Raw genomic sequence first — 20271 nt, forward strand, 5'->3', positions numbered from 1 at the left:
GCTGAAACAGCCCGAACCGGCAGGCGCCAAAAACACCAGGATGCAGGCTGTCAACGCGCGGATAAGAATCTCGGCAGCCCGCTAACTCCCGTCAGCGGGGCAGCACTGCTCACAGTAACCGTATATCTCCAGCTTATGCCCGGTAATCTGAAAATTTCCCGGCAGGGCCATCGCCTTCACCGGACAGTTGCCGGGCAACACCAGGGAACTGCCGCAGCCAAGGCAGATCACGTAGTGCTGATGATCATCGTGAGCCTGCCCGCAGCTTCTGCCGAGGCGGAAGCGTCGCTCTCCCTCAAGGTTTGTGGTTTCCAGGATGCCTGCTTTCACGAACATCCCCATATTGCGGTAAATGGTATCAAAACTTATGGAAGGGTACTCAGGCGCCAGGGCCTCGTAAAGCTCCTTGGCAGACAGAAAACGGTAATCGGCACCAAGGACCTCCAGCAAGGCACGCCTTTTCCCTGTGGTTTTGATGCCCTGCTTGCGCAGCGACTCAAGGGCACGCTCAATCTGCATGACTACTCCCTCACCCGGATGCGTTTATATCCCATGCACAGCAGGAGGATGGCCACGGCCACCAGCACAATGGTACCCCCCGAAGCCCAGTCCAGGTAGAAGGCCGCGATGAGCCCACTGATTATGGCAAGCTGTGCAAAGAAAACGGCATAGAGAAACGTCTGAAAAAAACTGCGGGCCACATGCAGACTGGCGGCAACGGGAAGCGTGATCATGGAAGAGATCAGCAGTATCCCCACCACCCGCATGCCAACGGCAATCACCAGCGCTACCATCAGAATAAAGCAGAAGTTCAGCGCCCGCTGGGGAATACCCGCCACCCGCGCCCCTTCTTCGTCAAAGGAGAGGGCAAACATGGGACGATAGGTGAACAGGGTAAAGCCGAAGACCAGACCGGTCGTCATGACGATAAGCCACAGGTCGGTGACTGAAACCGCCACGACACTGCCAAAGAGGTAGCCGAAAAGCTCAGCGTTAAAGCCATCGGCCATACTGATCAACACCACCCCCAGCCCGACGCCGGCGGCGAGGATAATGGGAATGGACAGCTCCTGATAGTGACGATACGCCCTGCGCAACTGTTCAATACAAAGCGCTCCGACTGTGGACGCCCCCATGCCGCTTAGTACAGGATTGACGGGAAAAAACGGAAAGAGCTTATTCCACAGCATTCCCGCCGCTATGCCTGTCAGAGTCACATGGGAAAGGGCGTCGGCAATCAACGAAAGGCGCCGCATTACCAGATAGACGCCAATCAGCGGAGCAATAACGCCAACCAGGAGACCCGCAGCGAAAGCCCGCTGCATAAAACTGTAGTGGATCAGTGCATCAATCACGCCGTTGCCCTCATCGTTCAGTGTCCATGGCTGATCACCTGGACAGAATGACGGTATGCGCGATCCAGAATGCTCTCCTGCTGCGCGATAAAGTCCAGGTTGTCGCCGTGAAAATACAGCTCCCGGTTCAGGCAGGCCACCTTGTTGACCCGGGTGGTGATGACTCCTATATCATGGCTGACCAGGATCATGGTCTTTCCGTGGTGGCAATGCAGATCCTCGAGCAGCTGATAAAAACGCTCCATGGATTCGCCGTCCACGCCCGCCGTGGGTTCGTCAAAGATCATCAGTTCGGGCTCACTCACCAGCGCCCGCGCAATAAAGACACGCTGCTGCTGACCACCGGAGAGCTTCCCGAGCATCTGGTCGCTGTGGGGAGCAAGCCCGACCATCCTGATGGCAGCCTGGATGCTTTCCTTATGAACCGGCTTCAGGCGCCCCAGAAAATGCTGGCGCGAAAGCAGACCTGATGCCACGATCTCGCTGACCGTGGCCGGAAAGCCAAGGTTGACACTGCTGGCACGCTGGGCGATATAGCCGATGCGGTGACGCTGGGTAAACGAGAGGGAGTCCTCACCAAAAAGGGTGATGGAGCCTTCTCCGGGACGCAGAAGCCCCAGGATAAGCTTCAGCAGCGTTGACTTTCCCGAACCATTGGGACCAACAATACCCAGAAAGTCGCCCTCGTGTACCTGCAGATTAATGTCGTGGAGAACCTGGCGCTCTTCATAGGTAAAACTGAGATTGCGTATGTCGATGGCGATGGTCACGATCCTGCCTGTCTGAAAATGAATGACGGCATGGTAATCATTTCCGCTGGATGTGTAAATCGAAATCAGCACGATTCCGAAAAGCCCCCCTTCACGGCCCTGGACACTCGACCCATGTGTCGAATCCAGCAACCGTGGTCGTATGACAGGCCCGCTCACCCAGGGAACCTTCCCATGGAGAAGGGGGAGAAAAGTTCAGTTTCCTGTTGTTCCAGGGGCAGAGGTGTTGTAGATATACACTTTTAGTGAACCCTATTCAAAGCCATCCACCAGGAGCCCACAGCATGGAAATTACCTCCAAAGAGGCTTTTACACAGTATCACGCCCAGTATGGCCGCTACCTTCTGCGGTGTGATATTCCCGGCGACTTCTTTACACCCGTTTTCATAGGCCGCGTGCTGAGCGCTCCTTTTATATTTGAGTCAGTGGAAACCCGCGGTAAGTGGAGCCGCTATACTTTTATCGGCGTGGAGAAAGGGGACGAAATCCTGGTGAACCACCAGGGGCTGTTTGTCAATGGTCAGCCCCTTGACACGGAACCCCTGGAATATCTGGACGGGCTGCTGCGGGATCGGGGCTACCGCAAGGATCCCGCTCTCCCCGACTTCTCCGGAGGCTATGTGGGCCATATCGGATACGATGCCGCGCGACTCTTCGAAAAGCTGCCCTCCCATAAGCACGACCGGCTCAACCTCCCCCTCATTCACCTGTATGAGTTTCGCAAGCTGCTGATCATTGACAACTGGAACAATACCGTGACCCTGCTCTTTAACCTTGAGCAGGCTGACGACTATGATGAAGGCGTCCGGCAGATGACCGATGTGGTGCGCACGCTGCAGCATGCGGGAATCCGCTATGACAGACCGGCAGGCGGATCACTGCAGGTGGAGTACCTCTTTCCCGCCGAAGCGTATATGGAGAGCGTCCGACAGATCAAGGAGGATATTTTCCAGGGAGAAATCATCCAGGCCGTGCTCAGTCAGCGCATGCAGGTCTGTGCCGAGGTGGCGCCATTTACAGTTTACCGGGCCCTGCGCCGGGTAAACCCCTCTCCCTACACTTTCTTCCTGGATTTTGGAGACTATCGCCTCATCGGTTCATCACCGGAGATGCACCTGAAGATCAAAGACGACAAGGCGTTCCTGCGCCCCATCGCCGGAACCCGTCGCATTGCGGCCGACCCCTTGGAGAACCTGCGCCTGGAGCAGGAGCTGAAGGCGGACTCCAAGGAGATTTCCGAACACATAATGCTGGTGGATCTGGCACGCAACGATCTGGGACGCTTCTGTAAAACCGGCTCCGTGGAAGTGACCGAGCTGATGGTGGTGGAACACTACTCCCACGTCATGCATATGGTCTCCAATGTCAGCGGCACCATCGACCCGGCCCACAGCAAAGGGCTGCTCAGCATGCTGGGGGACACCTTTCCCGCCGGTACCGTTTCCGGTGCGCCCAAAATACGCGCCATGGAGATTATCGCCCAGCACGAGGAGCTGGCACGGGGGATCTACAGCGGTGTTGTAGGCTACTTTGACTACGCCGGCAACATGGATACCTGCATCGCCATACGCACCCTTGTCAACAAAGGACAGAACCAGTATTCGGTGCAGGCTGGCGCTGGTATTGTCGCCGAAAGCGATCCCCTGAAGGAACATGAAGAGTGTCAGAACAAGGCCGCTGCCCTGATGCGCGCCCTGGAAATGGCCCTGCAAATGGAGGAAGCCCATGCTGCTTATGATCGATAATTACGACTCCTTCACCTATAACATCGTGCAGATTGTGGACAAATATATACCCACAAAGGTCGTTCGCCCCGACGAAGTGACCCTGGAAGAGGTCATGGCGCTGAAACCGGCCAGAATCATCCTCTCACCCGGCCCCTCCAGCCCCGACCCCAATGGGCTGTGCGCCCAGCTGGTGCGCCATGCCAGCGTGCCCCTGCTGGGCGTATGCCTCGGCCACCAGACCATCATCGCAGCCCTGGGCGGCCAGGTGGTTCCATCGGGCAATGTTTTCCACGGCAAGAGCAGCGTCATTACCCATGACAGCAGCCACCTGTTTCGCAATATCCCGCAACATATCCGGGTTGCCCGCTACCACTCCCTGATCGGGCTGCGTCCCCTGCCCGCAGAATTGCGCATCACCGCCCAGACCGAAGATGGCACCATCATGGCCGTGGAACATGTCAGTCGGCCGCTGTATGGCATTCAGTTTCACCCTGAAAGCATTCTCTGTCAGCATGGTGAGGACATCCTCTGCAATTTCCTTGAAGTTCCCAGACAACAGGGGCGCGATCACCATATTTCCGTGGCAGTATGACTGGAGGCCAGGGGTTGGTCCATGAATAGCGATAGAACCTATTTTGCATCACCGGAGCGCTCCTCGCACCAGAATGTACTGGATCAGCAGCAGCTGCTGCTGGACTACCACAGCACGGTGCAGCTGCTTGACAGCATTGCGCAGCCTATCATGATTCTCAACGGGAATCGGCAGATTGCCCTGTGCAACCGGGCACTGATGGCAATGCTGCTGGTAAAGAATCGTGACGATATACTGGGAAAACGACCAGGCGAAGTAGTGGGGTGCGTCAATGCCTTTCTCGAGGCCGGTGGCTGCGGAACCGCCGAGGCCTGCCGCAACTGCGGAGCGGTGCTGGCCATTCTCGAATCCCTGCAGGGCGAGGAGTCCTACCGGGAGTGTCTGCTCAATGTGGAGTCCCAGGGGAAGTCCGATTCTCTGGAGCTGGGTATTAACGCCACGGCACTGCATGTCCAGAACCAGGTCTTCTCTATCCTGACCATCAGCAATCTCAGCCACGAAAAACGGCGGCAGAACCTGGAACGTATCTTCTTCCACGATATCATCAACACCGCCGGCAGCCTGCAAAGCTATGTGGAGTTGCTGGTGGATAACCTCCGCGAAAGTAATACGATCTCATCCGGTGGCCCTTTTTCCACCCGGCAGATGCTCAACTCACTGCAGCAGGCTTCGCGCCAGCTCACCGAAGAGATTCTTGAACAGCGAGATCTGCTTATGGCGGAGACCGACCAGCTGGAGGTACGCCGTGAGTACTGCGCCTCCCTGGAACTGCTCTCCGGCGTGGTGGGACAGTACCTGGGGAACCGCCTGGCAAAGGATATTGCCATCAATATCGACACCAGCTCGGAAAACATCACCTTCAACTCTTCGGGACTGCTGATTCGGCGTGTGCTGGGCAATATGCTGAAAAATGCCCTGGAGGCATCCGCGCCTGGACAGGTGGTGGATGTGGGTTGCCGTCGCAGCAGCGATGGCACTCAGATTGACTTCTGGGTACGCAACCAGACCGTCATGCCCCGCGACATCCAGCTCAAACTCTTTCAACGCTCCTTCTCCACCAAAGGGCGCGATCGCGGGCTGGGCACCTACAGCATGAAGCTGCTCACCGAACGCTACCTGGGTGGCACAGTGCGTTTTGAAGTGTGCCAGCGCGAAGGAACCACCTTTATCGCCAGCTACCCCCTCTGACGTCTGCGCTGAGCATCCTGCAGGCGCAGCAGCCGGTAGATCATCTCAAGTCGCGGCACACTCAGGCCGTGCAGCCGCGCTTTGCGCATTGGATTTCCCGCGATCACCTCCACTTCCATGGGCCGGCGATTCTCATAATCCAGCAACATGCTGGTTTTATAGGGAGTCATCACCCGCGTGTGCTCAATCTGCTCATCAACAATTGAGGGTACCAGGCGGTGCCCCTCAGCAGCGGCCACCAGACATACTTCCTCCATGACCTGGCGTACCAGCTGGCAAGACTCCTCGTCAGCCAGCAACTGAGCGGTATCCACACCTCCACCCAGCACCGACAGGGTGTTAAAAGAGGCATTCCATACCAGCTTGCGCCAGCGCGCTTCCTGAACCCTGTCGGTAACTTCACAGGTGACACCACCAAGGCGCAGCAACTCCACCAGCGCCTCAAGGTATGGGGTTTTCCCCTCAGGATAATTCCCCAGTGCCAGCTTGCCATAGTCCTGGTGGAGTATCTTTCCGGGCGAAAGGCGACTGACGCACACAAAGGCCAGCACACTGATAATCTCGTGTTCAGGATAGGCCTGCCGATAGGGAACTTCAATATCAATACCATTCTGGATGAGTACGATAACCGTCTGTTCCCCCAGGTAGGGACGGATGATGTCGACGCCGCTGATGCCGGGCAGGACCTTGGTGGTGAGCACAATGTAATCCACGGGTTCCGGGCAGGGTTCACCGGCCATGAGAACACGCTGGGGATGGAAGTGGAAGCGCTCTTCGTGGAGCGAATCGATGGTGATTCCCGTTTCACGCAGCATATCCCCGCCAGAGCGGCAGAGAAAACTGACGCGTGCGCCCGCGCGGTGGAGTTTCGATCCATAATAGGAGCCGATGGCCCCTGCTCCGACAATCAGCATATGCGGTACGGCCCTGTGCAAGTCTGTCATCAGCAATCTCCTGAAAAAATTCGGTTCACGGAAGCCTCGGTGCGCCAGGATGTGCCTGGCGTAGCGAAACCCCTGCAATTTCCTGCGTGCAAAGAAGCACACGCGGGAGTGTTCCCTCCCTGAGACACTCGCTTTCGTCCATGGCTCGAGTCTCTGCCGCTCACCATCCGGCTCGCTCCTGGAACACTGGCGCTTCTGCTGAAAAAGTTAACAGTGCCGCCATGCAGAGTTCCAAAAAATCTACGTGCATAAGAAAGGGGAATTTGCTACACCTTACGGGCATAGAATACCATTTATTGAGGCCTTTGCATGTTTAAACCTCATATTCAGGCGATGTCTGCATATACTCCCCCCCTGGAAGGAAGATCCACTTCCGGCTGCCTGCTGCTCGACTTTAACGAATCGACCCAGCCTCCACCAGCATTTGTCATCGACGCGCTGAGCCACTTTCTTGCCAGTGGCAGGCTCCAGGTGTACCCGGAATATGCCGACCTCGCCGAAAAAATCGGTCACTACGTCCAGCTGTCGGCAAAGCACTGCCTCTTTACCAATGGTTCTGATCAGGCCATAGATGTTCTGATGCGCCTGCTGGTGAATCCCGGCGACCAGGTTGTGCTGCTGAGTCCTTCGTTCGCCATGTTTGAACAGGCTGCGGGCCTTGAGCATGCGGATATTGTGGAAATATCCTACTGCCAGGATTTCTCTTTCCCTTACCAGGAGGTCGAAGCGGCCATTGCCACTGGACTCCCCAAGGTGGTGGTACTGGTCAACCCCAACAACCCAACGGGAACCCCCATTGAGCGAAAGTTTCTGGAGCGCCTTATTCAGAGCTGGCCACAAACGTTCTTCATCGTGGACGAGGCATACTACGAGTTCCACGGCGAAACCGTCAAGGACATGGTCCCCGCCCACCGCAATATGGCCGTGCTGCGCACCTTCTCCAAAGCCTTCGCCCTTGCGGCACTGCGCATGGGCTACCTGCTGGCTCACGAGGACGTGGTGGAGCAGCTTCTGAAGGTGCGTGGCCCCTATGATGTCAACATGCTGGGCGCGGTTGCGGCAGCGGCGGCCCTGGACAGTCCAGGGTATATGCATGATTATGTCGCGGAGGTCATGAACCACGCCAAACCCATGCTGACTCAGTACCTCCGTCAACATTCCATCGACGTCTACGAGGGGCGGGCCAACTTTCTGCTGCTCAGGCCCGACGATCCCGACGCCCTTATGGCTTTTCTGAAAACCCGGGGTATCCTGGTTCGCCGAGGTCGCCGCGTGGCTTCCTCCATGGTACGAATGAGCATCGGAACCCGTCAGGATGTCCAGCGCTGTATCGCGGCGCTGGACGAATACCTGTCGCACCACGCGACCCAAGAGGAGTAATTAATGGATCTGACTCTTTGGACGGCATTCATTGCCGGAATCCTTTCCTTCATATCTCCCTGCCTGCTCCCCCTGGTGCCGGCCTATTTCTCCTTTATCACCGGTGGTGCCGCCCAGATGGACATGACCGGCTCCGACCGCCTGCGCCTCTTTATCCGCGCGCTCTGGTTCGTGCTCGGCTTCTCCCTGGTCTTCATCATCATGGGAGCTTCGGCATCGGCCCTGGGTATTCTTCTGATCCAGCAGCAGGTACTGCTGGCCAAAGTGGCAGGTGCCGTCATCTTCCTGTTTGGCCTGCACTACACGGGATTTCTGCCCATTAAATGGCTTTACCACGAAAAACGCCTGCACCTGCAGAAAATCCCCACTGGCGCGCTGGGCTCCTTTATTATGGGATTTGCCTTCGGCTTTGGCTGGACACCGTGTATCGGCCCGATTCTGGCGGCGATTCTCACCATTGCGGCCTCCAAGGAGACCATCGCCGAAGGCATGATTCTACTCAGTGTCTACTCCGCGGGACTCGGCATTCCCTTCCTGGTTTCCACACTGCTGATCAGTCACTTCATGGGCTTTCTGCAGCGCATGAAATCCGGCATGCGCGTTGTGGAAATAGTCAGCGGAATCCTGCTGATGGTTATCGGCATCATGATTTTTTCCGGCTATATGGGATATATCGCCGCCTGGATGAATCAGGCTTTTCCTTTTACGGTAAACCTGTAATACTGATACATTCTTCAGAGTCACAACCCCGAATCACAGCACCGGGAACGCCATGGTCCGGCACCCGACACATGAATGCTCGCCGGAACCTCCATCCCGATGCCGTGAACAGGGCGCAGCCTGCGAACGCGCCTCATACTGCACACACAAGGACATCCCATGGAAGAGCAACAGGAAAACCCCTCTGAGTTCGCCCAGCGCTTTGCCGGCGAAGACTGGAGTGAAGCATCCGTTGAGCTGCTTGAAAGCATGCACACGGCGGATATTGCCGCGGTGCTCTCCAAGGTCAGCCCAGAGGAGTGCCTGCGCATCTTTGGCCTGCTCTCACGCAAGCGCTGGGTGGAGCTCTTTGCCTACCTGAGCATTCCCCGCCAGACAGAGATCCTGGAGCTCCTCAGCGTCAAGGATGGCCGCTATATCCTGACACACCTCTTCCCCGACGACCGCACAGCCTTGCTGGAGCAGCTGCCAGCGGAAAAACTGGCCAACTTCCTGAAACTGCTCAGCCCCGACGACGTCAAGCAGGTTCTCAAGCAGCTTGGCTACCCAGAGGAGAGCGTAGGTCGCCTGATGAACACCCACTTCGTTGCGGTGAAGGCGCACTGGACCATCAAACACGCCCTGGAATACATCCGCGTGCACAGCCTGCAGGGCGAAACCATCAACACCATCTTCGTCATCGACCGCGAACGCAGACTCAAAGACGCCATTGAGCTGAAGCACTTCCTCCTGGGGCACCTCAATGACCGGGTGGAGACCATCATGCCCGGCAATGTCATCAGCATCGAAGCTGATCAGGATCGCGAAGAAGCCGCCAGGGTCATCAAACACTATGACATCGAAGTTCTGCCCGTCATCGACCATCAAGGGGTACTGCTGGGAATCATGACCGTTGACGACATCATGGACGTCGTGGAACAGGAAGCTACGGAAGACTTCCACAAGATGGGGAGTGTGGGTGTCGTTGACCTGAGCCTGCGTGACGCCACGCCCGCACTGCTGTACCGCAAGCGGGTCGGCTGGCTCGTGCTGCTCACCTTTGTCAACATCTTCAGTGGAGCGGGTATTGCCCACTTTGAGGCCACCATCGAGGCGGTCATCGTCCTGGTCTTCTTTTTGCCTCTGATTGTTGCCAGCAGCGGTAATGCCGGAGCCCAGTCCGCTACCCTGATGGTGCGTGCCCTGGCCACCGGTGATATCCAAAGGCGCGACTGGCTGCGCATGTGGGGCAAGGAACTGCTTGTTTCTTTAGGTCTGGGCGTTACCATGGCCCTGGCCATTGTCATGATTGGTGTCTGGCGGGGAGGCGTTGATGTTGGCATGGTAGTGGCCCTCTCCATGTTCCTGGTCGTCATCGTAGGCAGCATGGTTGGCATGCTGCTGCCCTTTGCCCTCAGTCGCTTCAACTTCGATCCGGCTGCGGCCAGTGCTCCACTGATCACCTCCATCGCGGATGTGACCGGCATTCTCATCTACTTTTCCATCGCCACGGCCTTCCTCCTGTAGCCCCTGATGCCGAGCGGGCAATTTGCCCCTGTAAACGGTGTTTTTTTGCCATTGAAAAAGAATGCTTGTTCCTTTGAGTGCTATTTCGTAAAGTACCGTTGCCTGTTTGCCCATACCTGAAATGAACACATAGATAATCAAAGGTGGAACCTATGACAGAAAAAACCAGTATCCCTGAAGGCATCTGGATAAAATGCAAGGAGTGCAAGGACACCATATACAGCAAGGACTTCCAGGAAAATCTCTACGTATGTCCAAAGTGCCAGCACCATGAGCGACTGGGTGCCGCCGAGCGCATTGCCACCCTGCTGGACGCCAACTCCTTTGTGGAGTTCGACGCGGACCTGAGACCTGTGGATGTCCTGGAATTCGTCGACTCCAAATCCTACGCGGCGCGCATTGTGGAGACAGAAAAGAAGCTCGGCACCAAGGATGCCATCGTCTGCGGACGTGGCACCATCCTTGGACACAGCGTGGAAATAAGTATTTTTGACTTCGCCTATATGGGTGGAAGCATGGGCAGTGTGGTCGGCGAGAAAATCACCCGTTCCATTGAGCGCGGCATTGCGGAAAAGCGCCCGGTCATTATCGTTTCCTGCTCGGGTGGAGCCAGAATGCAGGAATCAACCCTCAGTCTGATGCAGATGGCCAAGACCTCTGCGGCTCTCCATGAACTTGGCCGCCATGGCATTCCCTATATCAGCCTGCTGACTGACCCCACCACTGGTGGCGTCACCGCATCATTTGCCATGCTCGGCGATCTGAACATTGCCGAACCCAAAGCGCTGATCGGCTTTGCCGGTCCCCGCGTCATAGAGCAGACCATCCGCCAGAAACTCCCCAACGGCTTCCAGCGTTCGGAGTTTCTGCTGGAGCATGGCATGCTCGACATGGTCGTGCACCGCAAGGATCTGCCCGCGACCATCAGCCACTCCCTGGGTCTGCTGGGTTTCTGAGCCCACCTGCTGGCCGGTCACTCACCTCTGGCCAGCAGCTCCCACAGCCCGGTGACCTTCTCCATCCGATCATAAGCCATTTTGTGCAGTCGCCCCAGTGACAGGCCATGCTCCACAAAAGAGGTTCCCCCCTGGGTCAATTCGGCCATCATCATGCCGGACAGCGTCAGCTCGCTGTTTTCAATACGCTCGCGGGCACGCAGTACACATCGGGTATATTTCGGTTCTTCGCCGTGCTCATCAAGCAGCAGTGCGATCTTCTCCATATCTCCCAGAAACAGACGCGCCGCCTGCCGCATATCGCGTTTCTGGCCACAGAAAGCAATTTCGATACCAGGTTTGCGTCCCTCCAGCGCCACAAGACGCTCATTGCTGTTGATCTCCTCTTCCCGCTCGCGCCGTGAGCAGTGATCACTGTGGCGCAGCAGACAGTAGATGAGCAGCATATGCAGGAAGTACAGGCGATCGCACTCCAGCCCGAAGGGATTATAGGGATTGAGGTCAGAAGCCCTGACTTCAATATAACGCACACCAGATCGCTCCAGGGATTCCAGCTGCGTCTCCCCCGGCTCGGGACTGTTCTTGAGCCGTATGGGCGCATAGTACTCATTTTCGATCTGCAGCACATTGGCATTGAGCTGCACCTGCTGCCCGTCACGGTAAAGACCCAGGGCCTCGTAACGGCTGTCGGGCATGCTCATGGCCCGGCGCAGGTCGCTGATGTAACGCTCAAGGGTATTGTAGCAGACGCGGAAATTGCGCTGCTCTTCATTGGAGTAGCCGAAATGGCTCATGCGCAGTGATGTGGCGTAGGGCAGACCATAGGTATCGGTGCCAACCAGCTGCAGAGCCTCCAGCGCTTTGGTGGTATAAGACGAATCCACCACAGGCGAGGCACCGTACAGGTAGACAAACAGCCAACGCAGGCGCAGGAAATTGCGAACCATGGCGCAGTAGCCTTCGTTGATGAAGTCCTGTAAATCCATATGGGACACTGGCAGCTTCCCGTGGAGAAACTCCCAGAAATCCTGACTGAACGAGAAATTATAGTGTATACCGCAGACCATCTGAATGACCTTGCCATAACGCAGGGCCAGGCCACGTCGGTAAATCTCCTTTGCCATCCCCGCTGCACCTTCGCCGTAGTGGGCAATGGGAATATCGGCTTCCGCGGGCAGACGGCACGGCATGCTCATGGGCCAGAGCAGTTCTCCATTGATATTCTGACTGACAAAGCCGTGTATCTGAGCCAGAAAACGGTAGCACTCCTCCAGGGTGGCAAAGGGCGGCGTTATGAACTCCAGCTGGCTTTCTGAAAAATCCGTGGTAATAGCGGGGTGGGTAAGCTTGTCGCCAATGGCCCGAGGGTGCGGGCGCAGACTCAGGGTTCCATCGCCGAGCACCCGCAGGGCTTCACGCTCCAGGCCATGGTTGCCCTTGCCCAGCAGCGCCTTTCCTGAACCCTGGGAGAAAAGGCGAAGGTTGTCTTCAAAGTTCCAGTGGGCGGATTCTGTCCAGATCATATCAGGGCTGTTCTGTCAGACCAAGCGCTGCCAGGAGCATTCCCTTTGCGTGCAGGGCGCTGATTTCCGAGAATCCACCCAGGCACGTATCGCCGGCAAAAACCTGCGGAACCGTATTCATGCCGGAGCGTTGCTTGATGGTGGCGTAGAGCTGCGGGTCACGGGACACATCGTACTCGGTGTAGGGAACATCCAGATTGTCCAGTAAATCTTTAGCGCGATGGCAGTAGGGGCAGGTGGGCTTGGTGTAGACAGTGACGTTTGACATGGGGGCCTCCGCGGAGCATTGCTTTACGGCGGCTACTGTAGCAGAAAAGCACACATCCCGAAAGGAGACTTTCCTCGCGGGATGTGCGGATATCAGGAATTCCGTCAGCTGACCGGCTTGAGCTGCTTCGACGCTGAGGGGAGCACGGGACAGCTGGCACTGCCACCACGCACATCGTTACCATAACCGCAACGCACCACACCCCAGTGCTTGCCACCGATAAAGACCGGGAAGGATACATCGGTGAGGATTTCTCCCGTATCACGCACATAGGTCTGCTGCAGTATTCCCTGATCATTACGGGCACACTTCTGCTCCATCTCTGTCGTGAAGAAGCGGCGTTTTGAGCGGTTACGCGTCACATCCACATCAGGGTTCCCGGTCATGGGCTGATTGAACTTGTCGTTATGCACCACATTCAGGCCGTCGCGATTCTCAAAAATGAAATAGGCCATCTGCCTTTCATCGAAGAACGTGCGCTGGACGAGGCTGAAAAGATTTTCCAGTTTCCCGGTAAAGGGGGCCTCGTACTTGGGCGGTTCAATGCCCGGGATTTTCTTGTAGTCGGTACTGAAGAGCTCCTGATGGGTCAGGACCCCTTGACTGAGCATGGTTTCCATCTCACGCTCCGCCTCAGCCGCCGCACTGCGCAACTTTTCCCTGATGCGACTGGAGAAGTCACCGGTGTCAAATGAGGTGGTAAACGACGACAGGGCTTCATTGCTCAGGGAAAGTGACTGGGCCTGATTGGAAAACTCAAGGCTGGCGGTCTTCATGTCTTCAACCTTGTGGGCAATCACCTCAAGACGCTCAGTGATATCCTGGACCGTGACGGTCTGCTGCTCAGCTGCCGAGGCAATGGAGAGCGTGTTTTCCGAAATCTGGTTGTTGAATTCCTTTATGCGATGGATAATCTGGGATATTTCCTCTATGGCACCGATTCCTTCATCCATGGAATCACTGGACTTGGCGGTGCTTTCAGCGGCCACGATGGAGTCGCGCCGAATAGTCTTCAGGCTTTCGGAAATACCGCTGGTGGCGTCGGTGGTCTTCTCGGCCAGTTTGCGCACCTCATCGGCGACAACCGCAAAACCACGGCCATGATCACCTGCCCGGGCAGCCTCAATGGCGGCATTGAGTGCCAGCAGATTGGTCTGATCGGCGATATCGTTGATAATGACGATGACATCCTCGATTTTCTCTGCCGACTCGCTGAGTTCGGCCAGCACATGGCTTGATTCCGCGATAATGGAAGAGATGTTGCGCATGATTTTCACGATATTGACGGCATGGGCATCAGCCGTATTGGCAAGCTCGCTGGCGGCACTGGTCTGCTGCTGCAGGTCGCTGATGGAACGACTCACGCTGGCAACGGTGCTGGACATCTCTTCAGTGGCGGCCGCTATGGCTGCGCTCTCGCGCGCGTTCTCCTCATTAGCCGCCACGGCGTCATTGGCACTTTTTGCCAGGCAGGCCGCCGCAATGGCGCTGACCGCGCTGTGCTCATTGATATGGGTCAGAATTTCGCGCAACTTGGAGTACATGGTATTGAGAGAGCCCCAGACATAGGACCAGTAGGGCGATGGAGATTCGGGCCAGGGGCTTTTCATGTCACCATCTTCAATAATGGGCCGCACCGTGTTCTGCAGTATGGAAAAGGGGTAATCCACCCGCAGGAGCCACAGGGAGACCACGCCACCCACCAGGATCAAGGCACCGACCAGAAAGAGTACCACGCCAAGCGTGACATTGCTGGCATAGAAAAAACCAGACAAAGGCAGCAGCACAATACCGCCCATAAGGGAAACGGCAAAGGGAATGACCTGACCTGCGGAACGGGAAGATGTCTTCAGAGTCATCAGGATCTTTGAGACGAGCATGATACTTTTCCCCTTCTGGAACGGATTTACGCCATATATTCAGAGAATTTACAGGCACTTGACATCAGAGTACACAATAGCGCTCGCAAGAATCAAACGTTTTTTTAGTTTGCCAAACGCACCTTTCCCCTGAAAAAACCTCAAATATCCATGTTACATGCTGTTCTTAAACCCGAAACACTTCCATGGAAAGTTTCTCGGCACGATTACGGCTTTCAGAATGTGACACAACGGCGATATGCCCGCGTCCGGGCTGCAGGTAAGCAGCAGCAACCCGCTGCAGGTCGGCCAGAGTGACATTCAACACCCGCTGACGCAGCAGGAGCCTGTGTTCTGGTGTACGCCCGTAAAGCTCGTCAAAGAAGCTTTTATGGGCCTCACCAGCTGGGGAAGCGGGCTTGTCCATGCCGGAAATAACGCCGAGAATGGCCTCCTCCACTTTCTGCCAGGGATGATCCTTTTCCAGCAGCCACTGGACCGACCGGTCAAAGTCCGCCAGGGTCTCTTCCAGACGCGGATCGCGATAGGAAAAGAAGCGAAAGGCCCCCGTCGTGGAGTCCTGGGAGGCACCACCGCCATAGGCTCCGCCCTGCTCCCGAATGGCACGATGCAGATAGCCGTTGCGCAGAAAGCCACCGAGAACCGCCAGCGCAGCCGCGTCGGGGTGGCCGGAGGCCACCGTGGGGTACGCTTTGGCGCAGAAGTGCACCTGCGTATTGGTGATCCACATCTGATGGGCCAACTCCCCCTGCGCGGCGGTAAAGGCCAGGGGCTGGTGGTGGCCCGCCGTCTGGGATTTGCCGAAGGTATCCACAAGCGCCTGAGCGGCTTCAGCGGCAACCTCCGGCCTGCCCACACAGAGAAACTGCAGGGGTGCCTCGGTGAGAATGGCGTGGATACGCGAAAAATCCAGCAGAAGCTTCTGCAGATTTGCCTCATCACCCAGCTGAGTATCCAGCTGCTTCAGTCGGGATATCCCCATCAGGCCACGCAACCGGTGCGAGAGCGCCGATACCGGACTGATTCTGCTGGTGGCGGCTGTCATGGCCAGCTGATGTCCGCTGCCAGTAATACTCTGCTCGCGGGCCGCCCGCTTCTGGGAGACCAGCTCGCGGATGCGACGTTTTTCGTCAAAGCGACTGCGGTGATAGAAGTCCGCTATCAGCTCAACCATCGGCCTGGTATTGCGATCCAGCGCCTTGCCACCCAGACTGAAGAAACCGCGAAAGCGTGCGGGATCATCCACATTGCCGCGCATGGAAGCCGAGGCGCCAATGCCGCCAGTGCTTCTGGACATACGTCTTTGCGTCTCCAGATAGTCGTCGCCTGCGCAGCCAAGTTCCGTGACAAATGAGGTATAGAGCGAAAAGGAATCCAGAAGATCATCGGGCAGCTGCGGAAGCTCTGCCACCGCCTGCAGGTAGACCAGGCCGTTGGTCTCCTGGTGGTAGACGCCCGCCGGCCAGGGCCCAAGCTCGCGTCCAGCCGGTTGCGGCACATGGATATCCGCCGGCACGTCTTCCAGGGTGACACAGGGCAGAATGCTCTCGTCCTGTACCGCCTGCTGGCGAGACTGCAGAAGAGCAGCACGTTCCACCAGCTGCTCCCGCTCAGCTTCGCTCAACGACTCCAGAATCCGCTGCAGCTGCTGCTGCTCCCTGGCTTCGCGCTCCTGACCCAGGTTGGCATCAGGCGCCATGACCAGTCGCACGCGATGGGGATTGTCGAGGAAGAAGCGGCGCACGAGGCCGGGGATAAAGGCAGGATTCTGTATCTGCTCCCTGAGATGGTTCAACACAGGATCAATATCCAGCATGGCCACGGGATCACCATCATGGATAGCGGCCGGCAAAGCCTGCAGGATGATCTGCAGGCCAAAGGGCAGGCTGTCCCCCCCGATCTCACGATACTCAAGCTCCAGCTGGTGCAGCGCCGCTTCAGCGACTTCACGGGGAACACCCTCTGTGGCCACCTGGTTCAGGATCTCCATGATCAGCGCCTCCACCTCATCCGCCCGCTGGGGTTCACTCCCCTCCAGGCCGCAGACAAAGCACATCTCCCGGCTGGACTCTTCCAGCCCGCACAGTGGCGAAGGGGAGCTGCCCAGCGCTGTGGTTTCCAGGGCGTGACGCAGAGGAGACGCGCTGTTGTCCAGCAGGATGCTGGCAAGCAGTTCGGCGTTGAACAGTTCCTGCAGATCCGTATTCTTCCCCAGCAGCCAGCCCATGACAATATGCGTCTTCTCCGTCAGCGACTCCTCATCCAGGGCGTAGACTTCATTGGCCCGCAGCGGAGCATCAAAGCGCTGCTCGTCGCCCACCAGTACCGGTGTCATGCTGTCCGCAAAGCGGTGCAGCGCCTTTTCCTCCAGTTGCTGCTGGATATCCTGCGGATCCATGTCGCCGTAGGTGGTGAAGATGGCATTCCCAGGATGGTAGTGCGTGCGGTAGAAGTCCAGCAGCTGTTCGTAGGTGAGCTGGGGAATGCACTCGGGGTCCCCACCGCTGTTGTAGTGGTAGGTCGTCGTGGGGTAGAGGTGGTGGCTCAGCTTCTGCCACAGCTCACTGACCGGAGAGCTCATGGCGCCTTTCATCTCATTGTACACAATGCCCCGGTACGTCAGACCGGAATGGCAATCTGCGGGCTCCTGAAATTCCAGACGGTGCCCCTCCTGGAGAAAGTCGTACCTATCGAGGCTGGCAAAAAAGACCGCGTCCAGGTAGACCTCAAGCAGGTTCATGAAATCCTTGCGGTTTTTGCTGGCAAAGGGGTACGCCGTCCAGTCGCTGCCCGTAAAGGCGTTCATGAAGGTGTTCAGGGAGCGGCGGGTCATCATGAAAAACGGATCCCGCACGGGAAAACGCTCGCTGCCACACAGCACAGTGTGCTCGAGGATATGGGCAACGCCGGTGGAATCGGCAGGGACGGTGCGAAAGGCGACACTGAAGACATTCTCTTCATTATCGGCAGCTATATGGTAGTGGCGGGCTCCGGTGCGGATATGCACATATTCTTCCACTGTGATTTGCAGAGAGTCGATGAAGCGCGAACCTTTGAGTTGAAATGTGGGATATGGCATAGGGCTGATGTGTTCTCCTTCTCCGGGAAGTCTCTGGGGAATCCTAACCAATTCAGCTCCTCCCGTAAACGGGAAATGGCAGACGGGTCTTATTTGGCCGCAGGTGTCCGGTTTTCCGCAGCTTCAGGGCGAATTTCCTGTTTACCTTTTCCATTTTTGGTATAAAATTTTCACCTCTTACCTGGAGGGCACCCATGGAGCAGCAACTATCCCTTACCATTCTCCCTCAGCCCGATGACACCACCTGTGGACCAACGTGTCTGCACAGCATTTACGAATACTACCACGACCCGCTGCCCCTGTCGCAGATCATTGCCGAAGTTCCCACCCTCGCGGAGGGCGGTACCCTGACGTCACTGCTGGGAGCCCACGCTCTGGGGCGCGGCTACAGCGCGCAAATGTACTCCTACGACCTGAATATGTTCGACCCCACCTGGTACGGCCTGAGCTCTGCCCAGCTGCAGCAGAAGCTGCAAGCGCGCATGGAATTCAAGGCCGACAGCAAGTTCACTGTCGCCACCAGGGCCAATATGGATTTCCTCGACCTGGGGGGAAAGTTTATCTTCGAGGATCTCACGCCGGAGCTTATCCGGCGTTTTCTTTCACGGAATATTCCGATCATCACCGAACTGAGCGCCACCTATCTCTACCGCAGCGCCCGCGAGTTCGGCTACGATATGGTCTTCGACGATGTACGGGGCGAGCCATCGGGACACTTTGTCGTCATGAGCGGCTACAGCCGGCCCGGCAAAACCGTTCATATTTCCGACCCTCTGATTCCCAACTTTTATGCACCGTCAACACCCTACGCGGTCCCCATCAGTCGACTCATCTGCGCCATTCTCCTTGGCGTCCAGACTTACGGGGGAACACTGCTGATCATTCAACCCAAGCCAGAACAAGGAAAAACCCATGCACGCACTCATCGTAGTGAATGATCCCGCTGACTGGGAACTGGACATACCCGGAGTGGAGATGGTCTCCGCCTGGAGCTATCTTACCTGTGACAGCTACAGTAAAATGCGGCGACTGAGGATCTACAACCTCTGCCGTTCCTACAGCTACCAGAGCTTCGGCTACTACGTCTCCCTGCTGGCAGCGGCGCGTGGACACAAGCCATTTCCCACCGTCAAGGCCATCCAGGACATGGAATCCAGCTCCATTGTGCGACTGATGTCCAGCGAAATGGACAAGCTGATTCAGAAGAACCTGGGCTACCTGCAGTCGGACAGTTTCGAGCTGAGCATCTACTTCGGCAGAAACCTGGCAAAACGCTACGATCGCCTCTCTGCGTACCTCTACCGCTTCTTTGAAGCTCCTTTCCTGCGCGCCTACTTCCAGAAGGTGGGCAACCGCTGGCAACTGGAGACCGTTACTCCCATCGCCGCCAACGACATTCCCGACGACCACAAGGAGTTCATCGCCGCAACCGCCAAGGAATTCTTTCCCCGGCAGCGCACCCTGGCTCCGCGCCGTGCGGCCCGGCGCTACGACCTGGCGATACTGGTCAATCGCGATGAAGCCCTGCCGCCATCGGACGAAAAGGCCCTCAATCGCTTTGTGAAAGCGGCCAATGGCCTGGGCCTGGCGGTGGAATTTATCGGACTGGAGGACTTTGCCAGGCTACCCGAATTTGACGCGCTGTTCATCCGCGAAACCACCAATGTGAACCACCACACCTACCGATTTGCCCGCAAGGCCGAAGCCGAAGGCCTGGTGGTGGTGGATGACTCCCTGTCCATTCTGAAGTGCAGCAACAAGGTGTACCTCAACGAACTGCTGGAGAGCAAAAAACTCCCCACACCCCGCACCATCGTCATTCACCGCGACAACCTCGACGTGGTGGTGGAGCAGCTGACCTTCCCCGTCATCATCAAACAGCCGGACAGCTCCTTCTCCCAGGGGGTGCTCAAGGCAGAGAATATCGAGCGCTACCACGAGATCACCTCCCGCATGCTGGAGGATTCGGCGCTGCTGATCGTGCAGGAATTTATCCCCACATCATTTGACTGGCGTGTGGTAGTCTTTGATGGTCACCCGCTGTGTGTGTGCAAATATTACATGGCCGCGCGTCACTGGCAGATACTGCGCAAAGATGCCAAAACCGGCCGTTTCAGCGCCGGCAAGGCGGAGACCTTCGCCGTGGAACACGCTCCGCGCCAGGTGGTGGAGCTGGCCCTCAAGGCCGCCAATCTCATCGGTGACGGTCTTTACGGAGTCGATATCAAGCAGCGTGACAAAGAGCTCTATGTCATTGAAGTCAACGACAATCCCAATATTGACTCGGGAGTCGAAGACCTGGTGCTGAAGGACGAACTCTACGAAAGAATCATGCGGGTATTTCTCAAACGTATTGAAAGACGCAAGGAAGTCGGATACTGAC

General features: G+C 56.9%; 17 protein-coding genes. 9 read left to right on the top strand and 8 right to left on the bottom strand.

From position 1 onward, the window contains the following. Nucleotides 1-81: 81 nt before the first annotated feature. From SELIN_RS08490 to SELIN_RS08500, 3 genes are read right to left on the bottom strand one after another with little or no spacing between them, the layout of a single operon-like run. Nucleotides 82-519, bottom strand: a complete 438-nt coding sequence (locus SELIN_RS08490; RefSeq protein ID WP_013506256.1) for a Fur family transcriptional regulator — start codon at nucleotides 517-519, stop codon at nucleotides 82-84. Between the two features lie 2 nt (nucleotides 520-521). Next, nucleotides 522-1355: a metal ABC transporter permease gene (locus tag SELIN_RS08495; protein ID WP_013506257.1), complete on the bottom strand. Its 834-nt coding sequence runs from the start codon at nucleotides 1353-1355 to the stop codon at nucleotides 522-524. Nucleotides 1356-1372: 17 nt separating this feature from the next. Beyond that, a complete protein-coding gene (locus SELIN_RS08500) occupies nucleotides 1373-2125 on the bottom strand; it encodes a metal ABC transporter ATP-binding protein (RefSeq protein WP_425481177.1) in 753 nt (250 codons plus the stop codon). Between the two features lie 284 nt (nucleotides 2126-2409). Between SELIN_RS08500 and SELIN_RS08505 the strand changes: the two genes are divergently transcribed. The 3 genes from SELIN_RS08505 to SELIN_RS08515 are packed head-to-tail and all read left to right on the top strand — an operon-like array spanning nucleotide 2410 to nucleotide 5632. Then, nucleotides 2410-3870, top strand: a complete 1461-nt coding sequence (locus SELIN_RS08505) for an anthranilate synthase component I family protein (protein ID WP_013506259.1) — start codon at nucleotides 2410-2412, stop codon at nucleotides 3868-3870. Beyond that, the gene (locus tag SELIN_RS08510; protein ID WP_013506260.1) at nucleotides 3851-4444 is read left to right on the top strand and encodes an anthranilate synthase component II; all 594 of its coding nucleotides are present in this window, start codon (nucleotides 3851-3853) and stop codon (nucleotides 4442-4444) included. Before SELIN_RS08505 ends, SELIN_RS08510 begins: the two co-directional genes overlap by 20 nt. Before the next feature lie 21 nt (nucleotides 4445-4465). Next, the gene (locus SELIN_RS08515; RefSeq protein WP_013506261.1) at nucleotides 4466-5632 is read left to right on the top strand and encodes a sensor histidine kinase; all 1167 of its coding nucleotides are present in this window, start codon (nucleotides 4466-4468) and stop codon (nucleotides 5630-5632) included. Here the strand turns inward: SELIN_RS08515 and SELIN_RS08520 are convergent. Continuing rightward, nucleotides 5620-6576, bottom strand: coding sequence for a ketopantoate reductase family protein (locus SELIN_RS08520; RefSeq protein ID WP_013506262.1), 957 nt, complete (start codon nucleotides 6574-6576; stop codon nucleotides 5620-5622). The two genes, SELIN_RS08515 and SELIN_RS08520, sit on opposite strands and share 13 nt — an antisense overlap. 309 nt (nucleotides 6577-6885) lie before the next feature. Here SELIN_RS08520 and SELIN_RS08525 point away from each other — a divergent pair, with 309 nt between their 5' ends. From SELIN_RS08525 to accD, 4 genes are all read left to right on the top strand, one after another. Continuing rightward, nucleotides 6886-7956, top strand: a complete 1071-nt coding sequence (locus tag SELIN_RS08525) for a pyridoxal phosphate-dependent aminotransferase (RefSeq protein ID WP_013506263.1) — start codon at nucleotides 6886-6888, stop codon at nucleotides 7954-7956. 3 nt (nucleotides 7957-7959) lie between these two features. After that, a complete protein-coding gene (locus SELIN_RS08530; protein WP_013506264.1) occupies nucleotides 7960-8676 on the top strand; it encodes a cytochrome c biogenesis CcdA family protein in 717 nt (238 codons plus the stop codon). A gap of 159 nt (nucleotides 8677-8835) precedes the next feature. Further along, nucleotides 8836-10182 (top strand): magnesium transporter, encoded by a 1347-nt coding sequence (mgtE, locus tag SELIN_RS08535; RefSeq protein WP_013506265.1) that lies wholly within the window; start codon nucleotides 8836-8838, stop codon nucleotides 10180-10182. Nucleotides 10183-10334: 152 nt separating this feature from the next. After that, on the top strand, nucleotides 10335-11138 hold the full coding sequence (accD, locus tag SELIN_RS08540; RefSeq protein ID WP_013506266.1) for an acetyl-CoA carboxylase, carboxyltransferase subunit beta: 804 nt from the start codon (nucleotides 10335-10337) through the stop codon (nucleotides 11136-11138). 17 nt (nucleotides 11139-11155) lie between these two features. Here accD and gshA read toward each other — a convergent pair whose 3' ends face one another. From gshA to SELIN_RS08560, 4 genes are all read right to left on the bottom strand, one after another. Then, nucleotides 11156-12661: a glutamate--cysteine ligase gene (gene gshA, locus SELIN_RS08545; protein WP_013506267.1), complete on the bottom strand. Its 1506-nt coding sequence runs from the start codon at nucleotides 12659-12661 to the stop codon at nucleotides 11156-11158. Between the two features lies 1 nt (nucleotide 12662). Next, the gene (locus tag SELIN_RS08550) at nucleotides 12663-12929 is read right to left on the bottom strand and encodes a glutaredoxin (protein WP_013506268.1); all 267 of its coding nucleotides are present in this window, start codon (nucleotides 12927-12929) and stop codon (nucleotides 12663-12665) included. A 104-nt stretch (nucleotides 12930-13033) separates the two neighbouring features. Continuing rightward, entirely contained in the window at nucleotides 13034-14809 is a 1776-nt protein-coding gene (locus SELIN_RS08555) for a methyl-accepting chemotaxis protein (RefSeq protein WP_013506269.1), read from the bottom strand. Nucleotides 14810-14975: 166 nt separating this feature from the next. After that, complete coding sequence (locus SELIN_RS08560; protein WP_041726003.1) at nucleotides 14976-17888, bottom strand: insulinase family protein; 2913 nt, start codon at nucleotides 17886-17888, stop codon at nucleotides 14976-14978. A gap of 194 nt (nucleotides 17889-18082) precedes the next feature. On the opposite strand from SELIN_RS08560, the gene SELIN_RS08565 reads away from it, so the two are divergent. Together SELIN_RS08565 and SELIN_RS08570 are read left to right on the top strand one after the other, a co-directional pair. After that, nucleotides 18083-18826, top strand: a complete 744-nt coding sequence (locus SELIN_RS08565; protein ID WP_013506271.1) for a C39 family peptidase — start codon at nucleotides 18083-18085, stop codon at nucleotides 18824-18826. After that, on the top strand, nucleotides 18801-20270 hold the full coding sequence (locus SELIN_RS08570) for a RimK family protein (RefSeq protein ID WP_013506272.1): 1470 nt from the start codon (nucleotides 18801-18803) through the stop codon (nucleotides 20268-20270). The genes SELIN_RS08565 and SELIN_RS08570 overlap by 26 nt, the downstream gene beginning before the upstream one ends. The last annotated feature ends 1 nt before the right edge of the window (nucleotide 20271 follow it).

Origin of the sequence: Desulfurispirillum indicum S5, assembly GCF_000177635.2 — a bacterium.
In the GTDB taxonomy this organism is placed as follows: domain Bacteria; phylum Chrysiogenota; class Chrysiogenetes; order Chrysiogenales; family Chrysiogenaceae; genus Desulfurispirillum; species Desulfurispirillum indicum.